The following is a 17009-nucleotide window of genomic DNA, read 5'->3' on the forward strand; positions in this document are numbered from 1 at the left end:
GTTTATCACTTTAACTAGTAACACATCCCTGCAAAACTAAGGCATAACACAATATGCTAAAACGGCCGTGTACTGAATCAGAACACGGCCGCTTGCTAATTCTATTTAGCGGATTTTATTGCAATGCTTTCTTCAGCTCCGTAGCAGCATAACGCAAGGCAGATTGTACGGCGGGTACCGTAGCCAGCGGGTTTAACAAACCATAATCGTGAATCATACCCTGTATTCTTACCAGTGTTACATCCACGCCTGCTGCATCCATCTTTCTCGCATAAGCTTCTCCCTCATCGCGCAGCACATCGTTTTCAGCGGTTTGCACCAGCGTAGGCGGCAGGCCTTTCAGCTGTTCCAGGCTGGCCTGCAAAGGGGCTGCGTAAATATCGTTCCGCTTGTCTTTGGGTATATAGTTATCCCAGAACCAGATCATCATATTTCTGGTAAGAAAACGGGAGGTAGCGTATTGCAGGTAAGAACCGGTTTCAAAACTGGCATCGGTTACCGGCCAGAACAACAGCTGAAACTTCAGCTCAGGCCCCTTTTTATCTTTTGCCATTAAAGCCGTGGCAGCTGCCAGATTACCACCGGCACTGTTACCTACTACGGCCAGTCGCTTACCATCCAGCTGTACTTCTGCACCATGCTCTGCCACCCATTTGGTAGCGGCATAGGTTTCATTAATAGCTGTGGGATATTTTACTTCGGGCGAGCGGCTGTATTCTACAAACACCGCAGCAGTACCGGAGTACACTACCAGATCGCGTACAAAACGTTTATGCGTGGCAAAATCGCCCAGTACCCAGCCACCGCCATGGAAAAACATAAAAGCAGGCAGCACACCGGTTACACCTGCCGGGCGCACAATAAACAACTTTACGGTAACACCATCCTGCGTTACATCTTTTTCCGCTACCTCAATACCGGAAACATCTGCTGCCACAGAAGCCTGCGCGCCTTCCAGCACCTTACGCGCTTCCGTAGGCTGCATCTGCTCCATAGGCTTACCACCGCCGCTGTTTAATACATGTAAAAAAGCTTTGGTACGGGTTTCAATAGCAGGGTCGCCGGCAGGATCAATAGGTTTTATCTGCGCGTCTGCCGTGTTGGCCGCGGCGGCAATAGCGCCTGCTGCCAGAATACTTTTCATTGCTTGCTTGGTCATGATTCTATGTTTATGGTATATATCGGATTATTGCTTTGCTATCCAGGCCAGTATAAAATCGGCATCCTCTTTCCAGGTGGGCAGCCCCAGTACAAAATGATTACGCCCCTGTTTGTTTACATACTCCACTACCGACTGCGGGTTGCTGTAACGTTTATAATTACGGTAGTTAAGTGAAGCGGGAATACACTGATCTTCGCTGCCAGACAGCATGAGTAACGGATTGTGTTTTTTCTTAAAATCAACCTTACCATCGTTACCCAGTGCGCCACGTATAGCCCGGCGCGACTCTGGTATTACCAGCGCATCATATGTACGTTGCTGCTCCTCCAGCGTCATGCCATTGGTAAACGCATACTGCCAGCTTTTAAACGGCCGCAGGTAGGTAGTGTTGGCTGATGAAAACAGCCCCAGCGCTGCTGCATTGGATTTATAAAAAGAAAACTCCAGCGGCAACACCCCTTTGGGTGGTACAGAATGAATAGCAATGCCTGCCGCACCATACCCCTTGTTCAGCAACACCTGTGTAAGAAAGCCACCAAACGAATGGCCTATCAGAATAGGTTTTTCAGGCAGGTCGTTGATAATACGGATATAATGATCCAGCAATTGCGCCAGGGTTAGCGAAGCCAGTTTTTTATCGGGCTGCTTTGCGCGCTGCACCACAGCACTCTGTTCTTTATAAGGCCATGGCGGCGCCAGTGTGGTATAGCCTTTTTGTATGAAATAATTTTTCCAGTCGTCCCAGCAGTGATGACTTACATAGGCGCCGGTTAATAACACAATTGTTCTGGATTGAATAGTGCTCATATCTCAGGGGCTTGATTTGATGAAGTGAATCGATAAAGCAAAGCTATTCTGCCGGGTATGGGTGGGCAATGCAGATATAGCACAAGTGGTTGTATATATAAGCCTGCTAAATACAGCCAGGCACGTATTATACAACAGATGGCAGCGTATGACCAACAGCTGCCACAGGCCAATACGCCTTATTTGCAGTAACTAGCAGGCTATGTATGCAGCAGACCGCCGGCATTTTTTAGATTTTGAACAACCTTTGGCCACGGTGTGGAAGCAACTGCAAAACACACCGGAAGATAACCCATTGTATACACAACTGCAACAGCAGTTACTGGCTATGCGGCATGTGGCTACCAGCCATTTAAGCGCCTGGCAAACCGTGCAGCTGAGCCGCCATATAAACCGGCCGGATACGCTTACTTATCTGCAACATATTACCACCGGGTTTACGGAGTTGCATGGCGACCGTTATGTACACGACGACAAATCTATCGTAGGTGGCCTGGCTACGTTTAACGGACAAACGGTTATGTTTATAGGCCATGAGAAAGGGCATAATTTGCCCGACCGCCAATACAGAAACTTCGGTATGCCCCACCCACCGGGTTACCGCAAAGCATTGCGCCTGATGAAGCTGGCAGAAAAATTTCAAAAACCTGTGGTTACTTTCATTAATACCCCCGGCGCCTACCCCGGTGTTGCATCGCAGTTACAGGGTGGTGGCGAAGCCATAGCCCGTGCTATTTACGAAACACTGCAGCTTAGGATACCGGTGATAGCGGTAATAACCGGCGAGGGTGGCAGCGGCGGTGCATTGGGCATAGGGGCCGGAGACGTATTGCTGATGCAGCAGCATACCTGGTGCTCTGTAGTATCGCCCGAAAGTTGCAGCGCCATTCTGTGGCACAACAGTACTGCTAAGGAAGTGGCTGCGGAACAATTGCGGCTTACGGCTGCTCACATGCTGCAATACGGGCTTATAACAGGTATTATTCCGGAGCCAACCGGCGGGGCACACTGGGATACTGCACAGGCTGCCAGCCACTTGCACCAGGCTATTGCTGCAGAACTGGAAAAACTATCAGCACAAAGCCCTGAAAGTCGCATCCGGCAACGTATTGAAAAATATGCTGCTATAGGGTTTTGGGAACAAAAGAACTAAATTTGTTATATCTATCCCTTCAGTACAACATTCATGAGTCAGAAAATTCTGATAGTAGAAGACCAGTTTATCGAAGCCAATAACCTGCAGATGATTCTGGAGAAAAGTGGTTATGTGGTAAGCGGTATTGCCCGCTCTGTAAAAGCAGCCCTTGATCTGATAGCCCGTAGCACCCCCGATATGGTGTTACTGGATATTTTTCTTCAGGGCGATCTTACGGGTATTGACCTGGCCAGAATTCTGCGGCAGAAACATATTGGCTTTGTATATCTCTCCGCCAATTCTAATAAACCCACACTGGATGCAGCCAAGGCCACACACCCTTACGGCTTTCTGGTAAAACCTTACCGCGAAAAAGATGTACTGGTTACACTGGATGTGGCCTGGTACCTGCATGCGCATAATCAGCAACCACACCCGGCTGTAAAAGAACTGCCTGCTAACCGGCGCCCCACTGCACCGGTACATGCTTTTATTGGCAACAGCCCGGCCTTGTTAAAAGCGCTTCAAATGGCTGAAACCGTAGCCGCATCAGACACATCTGTGCTGATACTGGGCGAGAGTGGAACCGGCAAAGAACTGGTAGCCCGGTATATTCATCATCTTTCTAAAAGGCACACACAGGCACTTGTTACGGTAAACTGCGCCGCCCTGCCTGCCAACCTGATTGAATCGGAATTGTTTGGGCACGAAAGAGGTGCTTTTACCGGTGCGGTAGATAAACGAATAGGCAAGTTTGAACAGGCAGCAGGCAGCAGCTTGTTTCTGGATGAGATAGGTGAAATGCCTTTTGATTTACAGGCCAAGTTGCTGCGGGTGCTACAGGAAAAAGAAATTGAACGCATTGGCGGCCGTGAAGTAATACAAACCGATGTGCGCATTATTGCCGCCACCAACCGCAACCTGGAAAAAGAGATTGCAGATGGCAGGTTTCGGTTGGATTTGTATTACCGGTTAAACGTATTTCCGGTTTATATGCCCGCACTGCGGGAAAGACCCGAAGACATTCTGCCGCTTGCCCGGCATTTTATACAGCAGTTTGCACAGGAAAATCATAAAGTAATCAACGATCTGGCACCTAAAGCGGTGGAAACATTACTGCAATACTCCTGGCCTGGCAACATACGCGAACTGGAGAATATGATGGAAAGATGTGTATTGTTATGCACCGGAGATACCATACGCGAAATACCGCTTACACAAAAGAACTTGTACCCGGTTGCCGCCTTTAGCGATGAACAGAAAATAAAAACCATTGCCGAAAATGAGCGTGACCATATTGCTGCTGCGCTAAAACAATGTAATGGTAAAATATTTGGCAAAGGAGGGGCCGCTGAACTGCTGGGTATAAACGTTTCTACCCTTAATTCGCGCATTAAAAAACTGGGTATAGAAAAGCACCGGTTGTTTTCAGGCGAGTAACAGCGCATTGTTGAAATAACGACAAGGATTTCGCGATTTATCGAAATATCGCAAATCTGCAAAAGCCCATTATCGCGCAAATACTTAAAAATCAATTAGTTAACACATGGCACATTAGTTGGCTTATTAAATAGTACCGACTACTTAATAACCAAAATAATCACTACTATGTCATTCAGCACTTTACTGCCCCATACACCACGGGCGGGCTTTAAAACCGACACCCAACCTCCCTTTTATATCCAATCCTTTACAGCCGATTCGGAAAACGGGCCTGCACCCTTTGATACTTTTACCCGGCTTTCCCGCTATGAAATTATTTGGTTTACAGAAGGTACAGGTACACTTACGGTAGATATAGACAACCACTCCATTCACGATAACATGATATTTTGCCTGGTACCCGGACAAATACGCAATTGCCAGATAACGGAACCGGTACAGGGCTTTTATATTTCTTTTTCAGAAGACTTTTTGTACCAGACAGATATTTATAAACGTGGTATAAGCACCCTGCACCCCTATTCTGCCGTTACCAGCGCCTCTTTTATTACGGTAGACGCGGCAATGCAGCAGGAGATTGAATTTGTGGTAAACAAAATGAAGAAGGAGTTTGAAAACTACAACCTGCTGCGCTCTGAAATTCTGAGCGGACTGCTGTATATTCTAAGCACCTATATATCCCGCAAACTGGAGAAAAGAGCAGACGATACTATTTCATCCAAAGATGCGGGCCTGGTACAACAGTTTATGCAAATGCTGCGCAACCAGTATACAACCATGAAACAGGTGAGCGACTATGCTGCTGAACTATATGTATCGCCCAATTACTTAAACCGGGCAGTGAAAAAAATAACCGGCTTTACCGCCAGTGCACAAATACAACGGCACATAGTAATGGAAGCCAAGAAGCAGGCTATACATACCACGGGTAGCATGAAGGAAATTGCTTACACCCTTGGCTTTACAGATATAGCGCACTTTAGCAAATTTTTTAAAAACAACTCCGGTATGAGTTTTACCAACTACCGCAAACACCTTAGCTATTCGGTATAGGATTGGGTGGAAAAACAACGGTAACGCCAACCCCATCCTGCGATTGAATGGTAAGCACACCGTGAATATCTTCCGAAAGCCCTTTCATTAAACGCATGCCCAGGCTGTTGGTACGGTTGCTGTCAAAGTCAGCAGGCAGGCCTTTGCCATTATCCCGTATCACCAGCTGCATTTTACCATCGGGCAGTGTGTGCATAACAATAGAGATAATCTGGGGAGTGATGCTATCATCAAATGCATATTTAATGGCATTGGTGATAGCTTCATTTAAAATAAGCCCTACGGGAATAGCCTGAGATACATCTATCTGCACATCAGCAATATCCTGCTGAAAAGAAATTGACTCGCCAATATTAAAACTGTCTTTTAAATGCGCCACCAGCTCTGGCAGATACCGGTTCATGCCAATAGATACCATATGCTCTGTCTGGTACAGCTTCTGATGCATTAACGACATGGCGTATACCCTGTTCTGGCTATCCTGCAAAGCAAGCAGGGCATCATCCTGCAAATAGGCCGATTGAGATTCCAGCAGGCTTACAATGGTTTGCAGGTTGTTTTTTACCCGGTGGTGAATCTCTTTTACCAGCCATTCCTTTTCTTCCACCAGCTGCTGCAATGCGCGATTTTTAGTGTGTAACTGTAAACTGGTTCGCTGCCTGGTGCGGTAGCGGTTGTACAATAAACCGGTAATAATCAAAAGCAGCAGTATGCCGCCCAAAGTTACATTTCTTAACAGGTTGCTTTGTTTAATCTGCGCCTGATGCAGCGATGCCTGCTGCTTTAAAACAACAATATCCTTTTCCTTTTTTTCCGTAGCATATTTAATCAGCATCTCATCTATCTGCCTGCGTTGCGTCATACTTTGTAAAGAGTCATCAAACACTTTAAAAGCCATATAATGCTGCAAAGCAGATTCATATTTACCCGCCGCAGAATCTAATTTAAACTCCAGCAGTTTAAGCTGTCCCTGCCCTTTTACATTGCTTTTAGCCAGGGGCATGCGCATAGCTTTTTCCAGGCAGTATCGCGCTTTGGTGTAGTCATGAATGTCTGCGAAAAAAACAGCAAACGACATATATGCCTCAGGCATTTCCATATAAATATGCTCTGGCGGAAACCGGGAAGCCAATGCATCAAAGCTGGTAAACTGCTCCACTGCTTCCTTTATTCTACCCATATAGCGGTAACAGTTGGCCCTGGTCATCATAAGATACATTTTATTGTAATCTGTGGCAGGTGGGTATTCCTTTTCAATGGTATTCATTAATGCCAAAGCACTATCTATCCGGTCTATATACACCAGAAAACTAACTGTTGACAAAAATTGCTTGTACCAGAATATAGGAGGCTGGGAATGACGATTATTCAATATAACGCGGCAGGTTTGCCAGGCTTCTTCATATTTATGCATGTTTTCATAAACAACAGCCCTGCGGCCATATACAAACGGCAGTATGGTAGAGTCGCCGGTAAGTGTTATGCTTTCTGCTGCCAGCTCTACGTGTTTGGAAGTAGCAATAAAATCGCCTTTTGCCTGATGCAGATACGCCAATACATCATGTACATGCATAACATGTTTAAAACCGATAGCTTCTTCCAGCTTCAGCAGCAGCATCAGGTCTTCCCCTGCCGCTTTAAAATCTGACCGCAGATGCACCCCCAGTATATCCGACCTCAGTTCCACTTCTTTTTCCCGTGCGCCCAGCTTATGAAAAAGCTGCTGCGATTTAATAAGCAGGGGTAGCTTTTCCGGACTGTTGAATGGCAAACACTCCCCTTTTTGCTGCCAGGTAAGGGCTACACCGTATTGGTTGTTACAGGCTGACAGTATTTTTTCCGCCTCATCAAATGCCGCAATAGTGGCAGTCAGGTTTCTTAACGCAAACTGATAGCGCCCCATCAAACGTCTGCTTTCGCCCTGCCATACACAAAGCTTTGCCGCATCTGCCTCTGTAACTGCTCTTTTTATAAAAAACAGCGCGCTATCCATATCCGGCTTCAGGCTGTAAGGCCGGGATAAATAATACCCCCCCAGTTCGCATAACAAACGCAGTAACGCTTCGCCCTTTACCTGGCTCTGTAACAAAACGGCCTGCGACACATTACCCGCATCCAGTAAGGCAGCAGCCTTTGAAGTACCAATGCCATAATAAGCTTCGTTATAGGGCATTAACCGGCTTACGCCGTACTGACGGCAGGCATACATCACAGCACTGTCCGCATCCATCTGTCCCTGATGAATGGCAAACAAATACTGCCCGGTAAGTACAGCGGCTAAGCGCTTTTGCTGTACCGGATAACGTTGTACAAATGAAATAGCTTTGGTTTGTGCCTGTACAGTAAGGGATATAAACAGGCAAATGGCAAGTAATACTTGTCTTCTCAAAGTTAGTGTTGGGTTCATGAAAGGAGCATTTTAGATGCTCCTATAAATATCAGTAATTACTTTCAATACACCATTTACAAATAAGCCTATCTATCCACGGCAAATGCTTTAATAATATTTACTGATTAGCAGGCTTTTACCTTCGCCTTCCACCTTACTGTTGCGGGCGCAGGTAACGGTTCATTTGTAACAGCACGTCCGGATCGGGACAATTGGCTGCATACCATTCCCGTTCTGAGGGTTTGCACACACCCGGATAATCCCCCTGCTTTCCCTGCATATCGCGTATCAGCTGAAAATGCAGGTGCGGTGGCCAGTCTCCATTTTCCTGGCGGTTGCCCAGCCAACCCAGTAAGGCACCTGCCTCAAATACCTGCCCCTTGTGCAAAGGCTGAATACTGTTTAAAGAAAGATGCCCGTATAAAGTATATAATAACCCACTACCTGTTTGATGTTGCAGAATAATAGTAGCACCATAATCGCCAGACTGATTATTATCTGCAAAACTATGCACTGTTGCCTGTAAGGGGGCATATACAGGCGTACCGGCAGCCGCCCATATATCTACGCCCAGGTGTATGCTTCGCGCCTCTTCCCCGCCATCTGCTGCCTCACCGGCAAACAGGTTACTGCGCCGGTAAAGCACCCGTGGTTCCAGATAGCCGCCTATACCATAGCGTGCATGCTGCTGCTCCAGTTGTATGGTAATATATCGGTTTAGCAAATTCACGTCGCCTATTACCTCATCTGTTAATGCCGGGTTGGCTGCAGTAAAATCCATTTGCAGTAAACAGTCTTTCTCCGGCTCAAAATCTACCACCCGGCTTACTTCTGCAGGGCGTATTTCTGTAATCAGTGGTTCCATATGCTGTTATTTTTTTAGTTCACCGGCGGGCTTTACCGTTTATCCGGTTTTTGCAGCAACATTTCAAATAGACGCTGTTTTGCTATTGCGTCCTTCTTATCTTTAGTACTTATTCATGAAACTAAACAGTATACATTATGATTCGTAAGTTACTGATGATTGGTTTCTCCTGTATCGGTATTACCGTTGCAGCACAAACCAATCCTCTTTGGCTGAGGTACCCCAGTATTTCTCCCGACGGTAAAACAATCGTTTTTGGCTACAAAGGCGATTTATACCGGGTAGATGCAGCAGGCGGCACAGCAGTTCCCCTTACCATTCACGAGGCACAGGATATGATGCCCGTATGGAGCCATGATGGAAAATCCATTGCTTTTGCCAGTGACCGTTATGGTAATTTTGACGTGTTTGTAATGCCTGCCACCGGCGGCAGCCCTACGCGCCTTACCTATAACAGTGTTAATGATTATCCCTACGATTTTACTACCGACGACCAGAAAGTAGTGTTTGGCAGCGGCCGTAATGCCCCAGCCGCCAGTGTTCGCTTTAACAGCCCCCGCCTGTTTTTAAACCTGTACAGTGTACCGGTTACCGGTGGCCGTTCTGTTTTACTGAGCGCAGCAGGTATTGAAAATGCCCATTACAACAGCAAAGGCACCCAACTGGTGTTTCAGGACAGAAAAGGGTATGAAGATCCCTGGCGTAAGCACCACACATCTGCCGTTACCCGCGATATATGGGTAATGGATGTAAAAGCCAATACTTATACTAAGCTTACCAGCTTTGAAGGGGAAGACAGAGAGCCTGTTTTTAGCAGCGACGACCAGAGTGTGTACTACCTGAGTGAGAAAGACGGTACGCAAAACCTGTACAAAATGCCCGCACAGGCCAATGGCACTGCACAGCAGCTGACCCGTTTTAAAGACAATCCCGTACGCCATCTGAGCCGCAGCAACAACAACACGCTGTGCTTTACCTGGAACGGTGAAATTTATACGTTGCAGGGCGATGGCACTCCTAAAAAAGTAAGCATTCAGATATTTAACGACGGACGTGGCAACGTGGAAAAGAACGTAGCTATCAATGGCAACGTATCTGAATTTGCATTAAGCCCTAATGGTAAGGAAATAGCTTTTGTAACCCGTGGTGAAGTATTTGTTACCAGCGTGGAAGGCGGACAAACCAAGCGCATTACCAATACGCCCCAGCAGGAGCGGATGGTGGAATGGTCGCCCGATGGCAAAACCCTGGTATACGCAGCGGAAAGAAATAACAGCTGGGATATTTACCAGGCTACTGTAAGCCGTAAAGACGAGCCCTATTTTTACGCAGCTACCGTAATAAAAGAAGAGCCGCTGGTGGCTACTGCCGCAGAAGAGTTTCAGCCTAAGTTTTCTCCAGATGGTAAAGAGATTGCCTATGTGGAAGAAAGAAACATTCTGAAAGTATACAATCTGGCTTCTAAAAAATCGCGTACGTTGCTGCCGGAAGGCCATAACCACAGCTATTCCGATGGTGACTGGAGCTTTCAGTGGAGCCCCGATAACAAATGGATTATCACCGACGATCAGCGTAATTACTTCTTCAGCAGCAACGCTGCATTGATTAAAGCGGATGGTTCACAAAATACCATCTATCCTGTTAACAGCGGCTTTGGCGAAGGCAATTCAAAATGGGCGCTGGATGGTAAAATGATGACGTGGGTGAGCGACCGTGAAGGCCGCAAATCACTAGCCAACCAGGGCAGCCGTGAAGTAGACGTGTATGGTGTATTCTTTGATAAAGAGCAGTACGACCGCTTTAACCTGAGCAAAGAAGAGTTTGCCCTGTTAAAAGAAAGAGAAGAAAAAGAGAAAAAAGATACCACTAAAAAAGACGAGAAGAAAGACGACAAAAAAGTAAAGGAAGACAGCAAAACACCGCTGCAACTGAACTTTGACGATCTGGATAACCGTCGTGTGCGCCTAACCATCAACAGCTCTTCTATCAGTGACTATGCGCTGAATAAAGATGGCAGCAAGCTTTTTTACCTGTCGTCTTTTGAAAAAGGCTACGACCTGTGGGTAACAGAACCACGCACACACGACACCCGCATACTGGCCAAACTGGGCGGCAGCCCCAGCGGTATTGAAATAAGTAAAGATGGCAAAAGCCTGTTTGTAAGCAACCGCGGTGGCCTGGTAAAAGTAGACGCAGAAAGTGGTAAAGTAACCCCTGTAGGTATAAGCGGTGAAATGGTACTGGATGCAGCAGCCGAGCGCAGCTATATTTATGAGCATGCCTGGCGCCAGGTGCAGAAGAAATTTTACGACCCTGCTATCCACGGCATTAACTGGAAAGGCTATTATGATACCTACGCTAAGTTTTTGCCACACATCAGCAACAACTACGACTTTCAGGAACTGCTGAGTGAAATACTGGGTGAGTTGAACGGCTCACATACCGGCGGCCGCTACAGCCCACGCAACGCTAATGCAGATGTTACGGCTGTATTAGGTGTACTGTATGATGAAACCTATACCGGCAACGGTTTAAAAATAGCAGAAGTAATTGCCGGTGGCCCGCTGGATAAAGCTGGCAGCAAGGTAAAAGCAGGTACCATTATTGAGAAAATAGATGGAGAAGCTATTACTGATAATATGGACTGGGCACGTTTACTGAATCAGAAAACAGACAAAAACACCCTGTTAAGTTTGTACAATGGTGAAACCCGTTGGGATGAAACCGTGAAGCCCATTAATGCGTTTGAAGAAAGCAACCTGCTGTACAAACGCTGGGTAAACAAAATGACGGCAATGGTAGACAAGCTGAGCGGTGGCAAAATTGGCTATGTGCATGTACAAGGCATGAACGATGGCAGCTTCCGCGAAGTATTTGATAAAGTAATGGGCCGCAACCTGGATAAAAAGGCGTTGATTGTAGACACCCGTTTTAACGGCGGTGGCTGGCTGCACGACGACCTTAACACCTTCCTCACCGGTAAACAATACCTGCAGTTTGCACCTCAGGGCAACAAAACCCTGGGCGGCGAGCCTATTGCCCGCTGGCAAAAACCCAGCTGCGTGCTGATGAGCGAAGGCAACTATAGCGATGCCTTCATTTTCCCTTACATCTACAAACAAAATGGTGTAGGTAAACTGATTGGTATGCCGGTTGCCGGTACAGGTACTGCTGTATGGTGGGAAACACAAATAGACCCTACCATTGTATTCGGTATTCCAATGGTAGCCACCATTGGCAAAGAAAACAGACCCTCTGAAAACCTGCAGGTAGAACCCGATATTAAGGTAACACTTCCGTACGAAAACTTCCTGGTTGGCAAAGACGACCAGCTGGAAGCCGCCGTTAAGGAAATGCTGAAAGAGGCTAAATAACAACAGCTACATTCACTCTTAGGGCTGCCCCGTTAGCGGGGCAGCTTTTTTTATGCCTGGCCGCAGCGTGCTATTTCTCTAAACAATTCATTTTCAAATGATTCTCTTTATTTCTCCTTCATGCATAATTGAACATCAGGCACGTAGGGCCATTTGTACAACTTCACCGCAAATCGGGGAAGTTGTGTGTGTCCCATTCAACCGGATAGCTGTACCACTCAATGGGACATATGTCCCGTTCATCCGTACAGCTGTCTGACTCAGTGAGACACACGTCCCGATCAACCGGACAGCTGTCTGACTCAATGGGACGCACGTCCCGATCAACCAGACAGTTGTCTGACTCAATGGGACACACGTCCCGATCAACCAGCCAGTTGTCTGACTCAATGGGACACACGTCCCGATCAACCGGATAGCTGTACCACTCAGTGGGACACACGTCCCGACCAGCCAGACACACATCCTGACCAGCCAGATAGTTGTCCGACTTAACGGAACAGTGATTAAACAGATGTTGGTACAAATAAAAACCGCTCCGGGTGTACGGAGCGGCCTTGATATAACTTTCAGTTTTGCCTATACTACTACGTTGATCATCTTGCCTTTTACAAAAATGAATTTCTTCACTGGTTTACCCTCTACCCATTTCTGCACTATTTCATTGGCAAACACCAGCGCCTCCACTTCTTCCTGCGTTGCATTCAGATCAATAGACATAGTGGTACGCAGTTTACCGTTTATGCTTACGGGGTATTCTTTGGTGGTTTCGGCAACATACTTTTCCTCAAATACAGGATAAGAAGCATCCAGTATAGAGGTGGTGTTACCCAGCTCCTTCCACAATTCTTCTGCTACGTGTGGCGCGTAAGGCGTTAACAGTATCAGTAACGGTTGCAGAACTTCACGCTTGTTACATTTCAGATCCCCTAGTTCATTTACACATACCATGAAGGCACTTACCGCTGTATTGTAAGAAAACGCTTCTGTATCTTTTTCAATCTTCTGAATGGTTTTGTGCAGCACTTTCAGTTCTGCATCTGTAGCTTTTTCTTCGTTCCAAACCTTGCCCTTCACTTCATCAAAGAATAAGCGCCACAGCTTACGCAGGAAACGGTGTACCCCTTCAATGCCTTTGGTATCCCAGGGTTTGCTCTGCTCAACAGGGCCTAAGAACATTTCATACATACGAAAAGTATCCGCGCCGTATTTTTCTACCAGTACATCAGGGTTAACGGTGTTGAATTTAGACTTAGACATTTTCTCCACCTCACTATCACAGATGTATTTACCATCCTCCAGAATAAACTCAGCTTCTGCAAAGTCTGGCTTCCATTTTTTAAATGCCTCTGTATCCAGCTCAAAACCGTCTACAATATTTACATCTACATGCAGCTTGTCTGTTTCATATTGAGAAGCCAGACCAGATGACACATACTTGTGTGTACCTCTAACCCTATAAACAAAACGGCTGCTACCCTGTATCATACCCTGGTTAATCAGCTTTTTATAAGGCTCATCATGACCGATATGTCCCAGATCGTACAGCACTTTGGTCCACATACGACTATATAACAGGTGACCTACCGCATGCTCGGTGCCCCCAATGTACACATCTACCTGGCCCCAGTAATCGCTGATTTTTCTGTCGCAGAAAGTATCGTTGTTATGTGGGTCCATGTAACGCAGAAAATACCAGCTGCTGCCTGCATAACCGGGCATGGTGTTGGTTTCCAGGTGGCGGGCTGTCCATTCAGAAACGTTTGCCAGCGGGCCTTCGCCTTCCGGACCGGGACCATATTTTTCAATATGTGGTAATTCCAGCGGCAGTTCGCTTTCGCTTAACGGATACGCAATACCATTTTTCCACTGGATAGGGAAAGGCTCGCCCCAGTAACGCTGACGGCTGAACGCCGCATCGCGCATTTTGAAGTTTACTTTTCTTTTGCCTATGCCCATTTCTACCAACTTATCAATAACAATTGTCATGGCTTCTTTCATGCCTACACCGTTCAGAAAATCGCTGTTTTGTAAAACGGCGTCTTTGGTAGCATTGGCTTCCTGGCCATCAAAGGCATCACCAATAATATTGGTAACGGGAATATTGAAGTGCTGTGCAAATTTAAAATCGCGCTCATCGCCACAAGGTACGGCCATAATAGCACCGGTACCATAGCCAGCCAGTACGTATTCAGAAATCCATACAGGAACCTTATGGCCATTGAATGGATTCAACACATAAGCGCCGGTAAAGCAGCCGGAGATTTTTTTCTCCGCCATGCGCTCGCGGTCGCTGCGGCTTTTTACATAAGCAATGTATTCTTCTACCGCAACCTTTTGATCGGCTGTGGTTATTTGCTCTATCAGTTCATGCTCTGGTGCTACCACCATAAAGTCTACCCCAAAAATGGTATCAGGGCGGGTGGTATATACTTTTAATGCGCCGCTGCCGCCATCAATAGCAAAATCAATTTCAGCACCGTAGCTTTTGCCAATCCAGTTGCCCTGCATTTCTTTCATCGCATCGCTGAAGTCAACACGTTCCAGCCCTTCCAGCAGGCGATCTGCATACTCGGTAATACGCAGGTACCACTGACGCAGTTTTTTCTTTACCACCGGAAAACCGCCTCGCTCACTTACGCCGTTAATAACCTCATCGTTTGCCAGCACAGTACCCAGTCCTTCACACCAGTTTACCTCGCCCACACCACAATAACTGAGGCGGTACTCCATTAATATGGCTTGTTGAGTAGCCTCGTCAAATGCTTTCCACTCATCTGCAGTAAACGTAGCCTTACCGGTAGCTTCCAGTTTATACTGGCCGTTGGGGAAAGGATGTATACTGTTGCCTTCTTTTTCAAAAGAGGCTGTAAGCACCGTAATGGGCTCAGCTTTGGCAGTGGTACGATTGTAGAAACTATTGAACAGTTGCAGGAATATCCACTGCGTCCATTTATAGTAAGAGGCATCAGAAGTGCGTACTTCTCTGTCCCAATCGAAACAAAAACCGATATTATCCAGTTGCTTGCGGAAAGTATCAATATTCTTATCAGTAGAAACAGCGGGGTGCACACCATGCTCAATAGCATATTGCTCAGCCGGCAGCCCAAACGCATCATAACCCATAGGGTGCAGTACGTTAAAACCCTTGAGACGTTTGAAACGGGCATAAATATCGCTGGAAATATAACCTAGCGGGTGTCCCACGTGCAATCCGGCACCGCTGGGATACGGAAACATATCCAGTACATAATACTTTGGCTTCGTGGTATCGTTAGCAACTTTGTAAGCATTGGTCCTCTTCCATTGGCTTTGCCAATGCTGTTCAATTTTTCTGAAATCGTATTCCATACAGTAGTGTGAGTAAAGTCAAATGCAAAAAACTAAAAAAGCCGGAATAGTTATTGGTATTTTTAGCTATTTAGGCTGCAAAGGTAAGTTTTTAAGGGGGCAAAACCCCTAAATTTGCCCGGTACTAACCTTTCTAAATTATTCATAAGCATGGCGCAATTTGGCAAATTATCGGCAAGAAGAGGCAAACCCAGCTATATCTACAGCATTACCGGGGTGGCTATTGTGTTGTTAATAATGGGTATTATGGGTTGGATATTCCTGAACTTTAGTCAGGCCAGCAACACCTTTAAAGAAGACATACGCATCAGCGCTTACCTGCGTACGCTGAACAAAGATTCTATTGCCCAGATTCAGCAGTTTATATCGTCGCAGCCGTTTGCCAAAGACGTAAAGTATATTAACAAAGAAACTGCTAAGGAAATATGGAACAAAGAGAACAATGAAGATTGGTCTAAGTTTCTGGATTTTAACCCTTTACCGGAAAGTATTGACTTCTATACCCGCGCGCAGTACGTGAATAACGACAGCCTGAAAAAGATTTCTAATACATTAATGACCGCATACGGCAACCAGATTACCGATTTGCAATACCCGCAAAACCTGGTAAACAGCCTGAACGAAAGGGCCAGTAAACTGGGGGTAGTGTTTCTGGTAGTAGCCGTGGTACTGTGTGTTATTATTATAGTAAGTATTGATACTACCATAAGGCTGGCTATGTTCAGCAATCGCTTTTTGATTAAAACCATGCAGATGGTGGGTGCTACCCGCGGCTTTATTGTAAAACCGATGGACCTGCGCGCTATTGCCAATGGCCTTATCAGTTCTCTTATAGCCATAGGCATTTTATTCGGGCTGATACAGTGGGCAGAAACCCAGTTTCCGCAGCTGAAAGCCATCCGTAACACACAGTTAACACTGATACTGTTTGGAGGCATGATAATCATAGGCGTGGGCATATCGCTGTTCAGCACCCACCGCAGCGTAATGAAATACCTGAAAATGAAACTGGACGATTTGTATTAATGGTACAGAAACTACCGATAATGTAAAAGGCTCCTTTTTCAGGAGCCTTTTTACTTTCCCACAGTTTACACACAGAAAAGCCCCATTTTATAATTTCAGTAATACAGAAATGCCCTATTTTGCAGCACAAAACTGGTAAACTATGTCAGAGAAGAAGCCGCCACTGCCGGTATTATTTACAAAAGACAACTACATGTGGATGCTTATAGGTGCTGTTGTAGTAGCACTGGGCTTACTGTTAATGGCGGGTGGAAAAAATGCCCCCAACGAATTTGATTATAATGTAGTGTACAGCACACGCCGTATTACCATTGCACCTATTGTAATTGTATTGGGTTTGCTGATAGAGATATACGCCATTTTTAAAAAGCCTAAACAGGCCTAATATATTATACAACCAATTG

At 46.2% G+C, this 17009-nt stretch carries 11 protein-coding genes; 6 read left to right on the forward strand and 5 right to left on the reverse strand.

The features are described from left to right. Window positions 1-115 precede the first annotated feature (115 nt). A complete protein-coding gene (locus tag IEY13_RS21570) occupies window positions 116-1159 on the reverse strand; it encodes an alpha/beta hydrolase (RefSeq protein ID WP_188956115.1) in 1044 nt (347 codons plus the stop codon). A gap of 27 nt (window positions 1160-1186) precedes the next feature. After that, entirely contained in the window at window positions 1187-1969 is a 783-nt protein-coding gene (locus IEY13_RS21575) for an alpha/beta hydrolase (RefSeq protein ID WP_188956117.1), read from the reverse strand. Between the two features lie 202 nt (window positions 1970-2171). Here IEY13_RS21575 and IEY13_RS21580 point away from each other — a divergent pair, with 202 nt between their 5' ends. The 3 genes from IEY13_RS21580 (at window position 2172) to IEY13_RS21590 (ending at window position 5600) form a co-directional block, all read left to right on the forward strand. After that, window positions 2172-3122 (forward strand): acetyl-CoA carboxylase carboxyltransferase subunit alpha, encoded by a 951-nt coding sequence (locus IEY13_RS21580; protein WP_188956119.1) that lies wholly within the window; start codon window positions 2172-2174, stop codon window positions 3120-3122. A gap of 33 nt (window positions 3123-3155) precedes the next feature. After that, window positions 3156-4544: a sigma-54-dependent transcriptional regulator gene (locus tag IEY13_RS21585; protein ID WP_188956122.1), complete on the forward strand. Its 1389-nt coding sequence runs from the start codon at window positions 3156-3158 to the stop codon at window positions 4542-4544. Window positions 4545-4712: 168 nt separating this feature from the next. Then, window positions 4713-5600, forward strand: coding sequence for a helix-turn-helix domain-containing protein (locus tag IEY13_RS21590; RefSeq protein WP_188956124.1), 888 nt, complete (start codon window positions 4713-4715; stop codon window positions 5598-5600). Here the strand turns inward: IEY13_RS21590 and IEY13_RS21595 are convergent. Continuing rightward, window positions 5584-8007: a sensor histidine kinase gene (locus tag IEY13_RS21595; RefSeq protein ID WP_188956126.1), complete on the reverse strand. Its 2424-nt coding sequence runs from the start codon at window positions 8005-8007 to the stop codon at window positions 5584-5586. The genes IEY13_RS21590 and IEY13_RS21595 overlap by 17 nt on opposite strands. Window positions 8008-8143: 136 nt before the next feature. After that, entirely contained in the window at window positions 8144-8854 is a 711-nt protein-coding gene (locus IEY13_RS21600) for a peptidoglycan DD-metalloendopeptidase family protein (protein WP_229687951.1), read from the reverse strand. Between the two features lie 137 nt (window positions 8855-8991). On the opposite strand from IEY13_RS21600, the gene IEY13_RS21605 reads away from it, so the two are divergent. Beyond that, entirely contained in the window at window positions 8992-12228 is a 3237-nt protein-coding gene (locus IEY13_RS21605; RefSeq protein ID WP_188956128.1) for a S41 family peptidase, read from the forward strand. A 579-nt stretch (window positions 12229-12807) separates the two neighbouring features. Here the strand turns inward: IEY13_RS21605 and leuS are convergent. Continuing rightward, complete coding sequence (gene leuS, locus IEY13_RS21610) at window positions 12808-15579, reverse strand: leucine--tRNA ligase (RefSeq protein WP_188956130.1); 2772 nt, start codon at window positions 15577-15579, stop codon at window positions 12808-12810. A gap of 150 nt (window positions 15580-15729) precedes the next feature. On the opposite strand from leuS, the gene IEY13_RS21615 reads away from it, so the two are divergent. Together IEY13_RS21615 and IEY13_RS21620 are read left to right on the forward strand one after the other, a co-directional pair. Continuing rightward, a complete protein-coding gene (locus tag IEY13_RS21615) occupies window positions 15730-16605 on the forward strand; it encodes a cell division protein FtsX (RefSeq protein ID WP_188956132.1) in 876 nt (291 codons plus the stop codon). Between the two features lie 142 nt (window positions 16606-16747). Then, window positions 16748-16990, forward strand: a complete 243-nt coding sequence (locus tag IEY13_RS21620; protein WP_188956134.1) for a DUF3098 domain-containing protein — start codon at window positions 16748-16750, stop codon at window positions 16988-16990. Window positions 16991-17009 lie beyond the last annotated feature (19 nt).

The organism is Filimonas zeae, from assembly GCF_014641615.1.
In the GTDB taxonomy this organism is placed as follows: domain Bacteria; phylum Bacteroidota; class Bacteroidia; order Chitinophagales; family Chitinophagaceae; genus Filimonas; species Filimonas zeae.

Coding starts and splice junctions, on each gene's coding strand:
- leuS (WP_188956130.1), bottom strand. CDS start 15,579: ATGGAATACGATTTCAGAAAAATTGAACAGCATTGGCAAAGCCAATGG.
- IEY13_RS21620 (WP_188956134.1), top strand. CDS start 16,748: ATGTCAGAGAAGAAGCCGCCACTGCCGGTATTATTTACAAAAGACAAC.
- IEY13_RS21615 (WP_188956132.1), top strand. CDS start 15,730: ATGGCGCAATTTGGCAAATTATCGGCAAGAAGAGGCAAACCCAGCTAT.
- IEY13_RS21600 (WP_229687951.1), bottom strand. CDS start 8,854: ATGGAACCACTGATTACAGAAATACGCCCTGCAGAAGTAAGCCGGGTG.
- IEY13_RS21585 (WP_188956122.1), top strand. CDS start 3,156: ATGAGTCAGAAAATTCTGATAGTAGAAGACCAGTTTATCGAAGCCAAT.
- IEY13_RS21595 (WP_188956126.1), bottom strand. CDS start 8,007: ATGAACCCAACACTAACTTTGAGAAGACAAGTATTACTTGCCATTTGC.
- IEY13_RS21570 (WP_188956115.1), bottom strand. CDS start 1,159: ATGACCAAGCAAGCAATGAAAAGTATTCTGGCAGCAGGCGCTATTGCC.
- IEY13_RS21605 (WP_188956128.1), top strand. CDS start 8,992: ATGATTCGTAAGTTACTGATGATTGGTTTCTCCTGTATCGGTATTACC.
- IEY13_RS21590 (WP_188956124.1), top strand. CDS start 4,713: ATGTCATTCAGCACTTTACTGCCCCATACACCACGGGCGGGCTTTAAA.
- IEY13_RS21575 (WP_188956117.1), bottom strand. CDS start 1,969: ATGAGCACTATTCAATCCAGAACAATTGTGTTATTAACCGGCGCCTAT.
- IEY13_RS21580 (WP_188956119.1), top strand. CDS start 2,172: ATGTATGCAGCAGACCGCCGGCATTTTTTAGATTTTGAACAACCTTTG.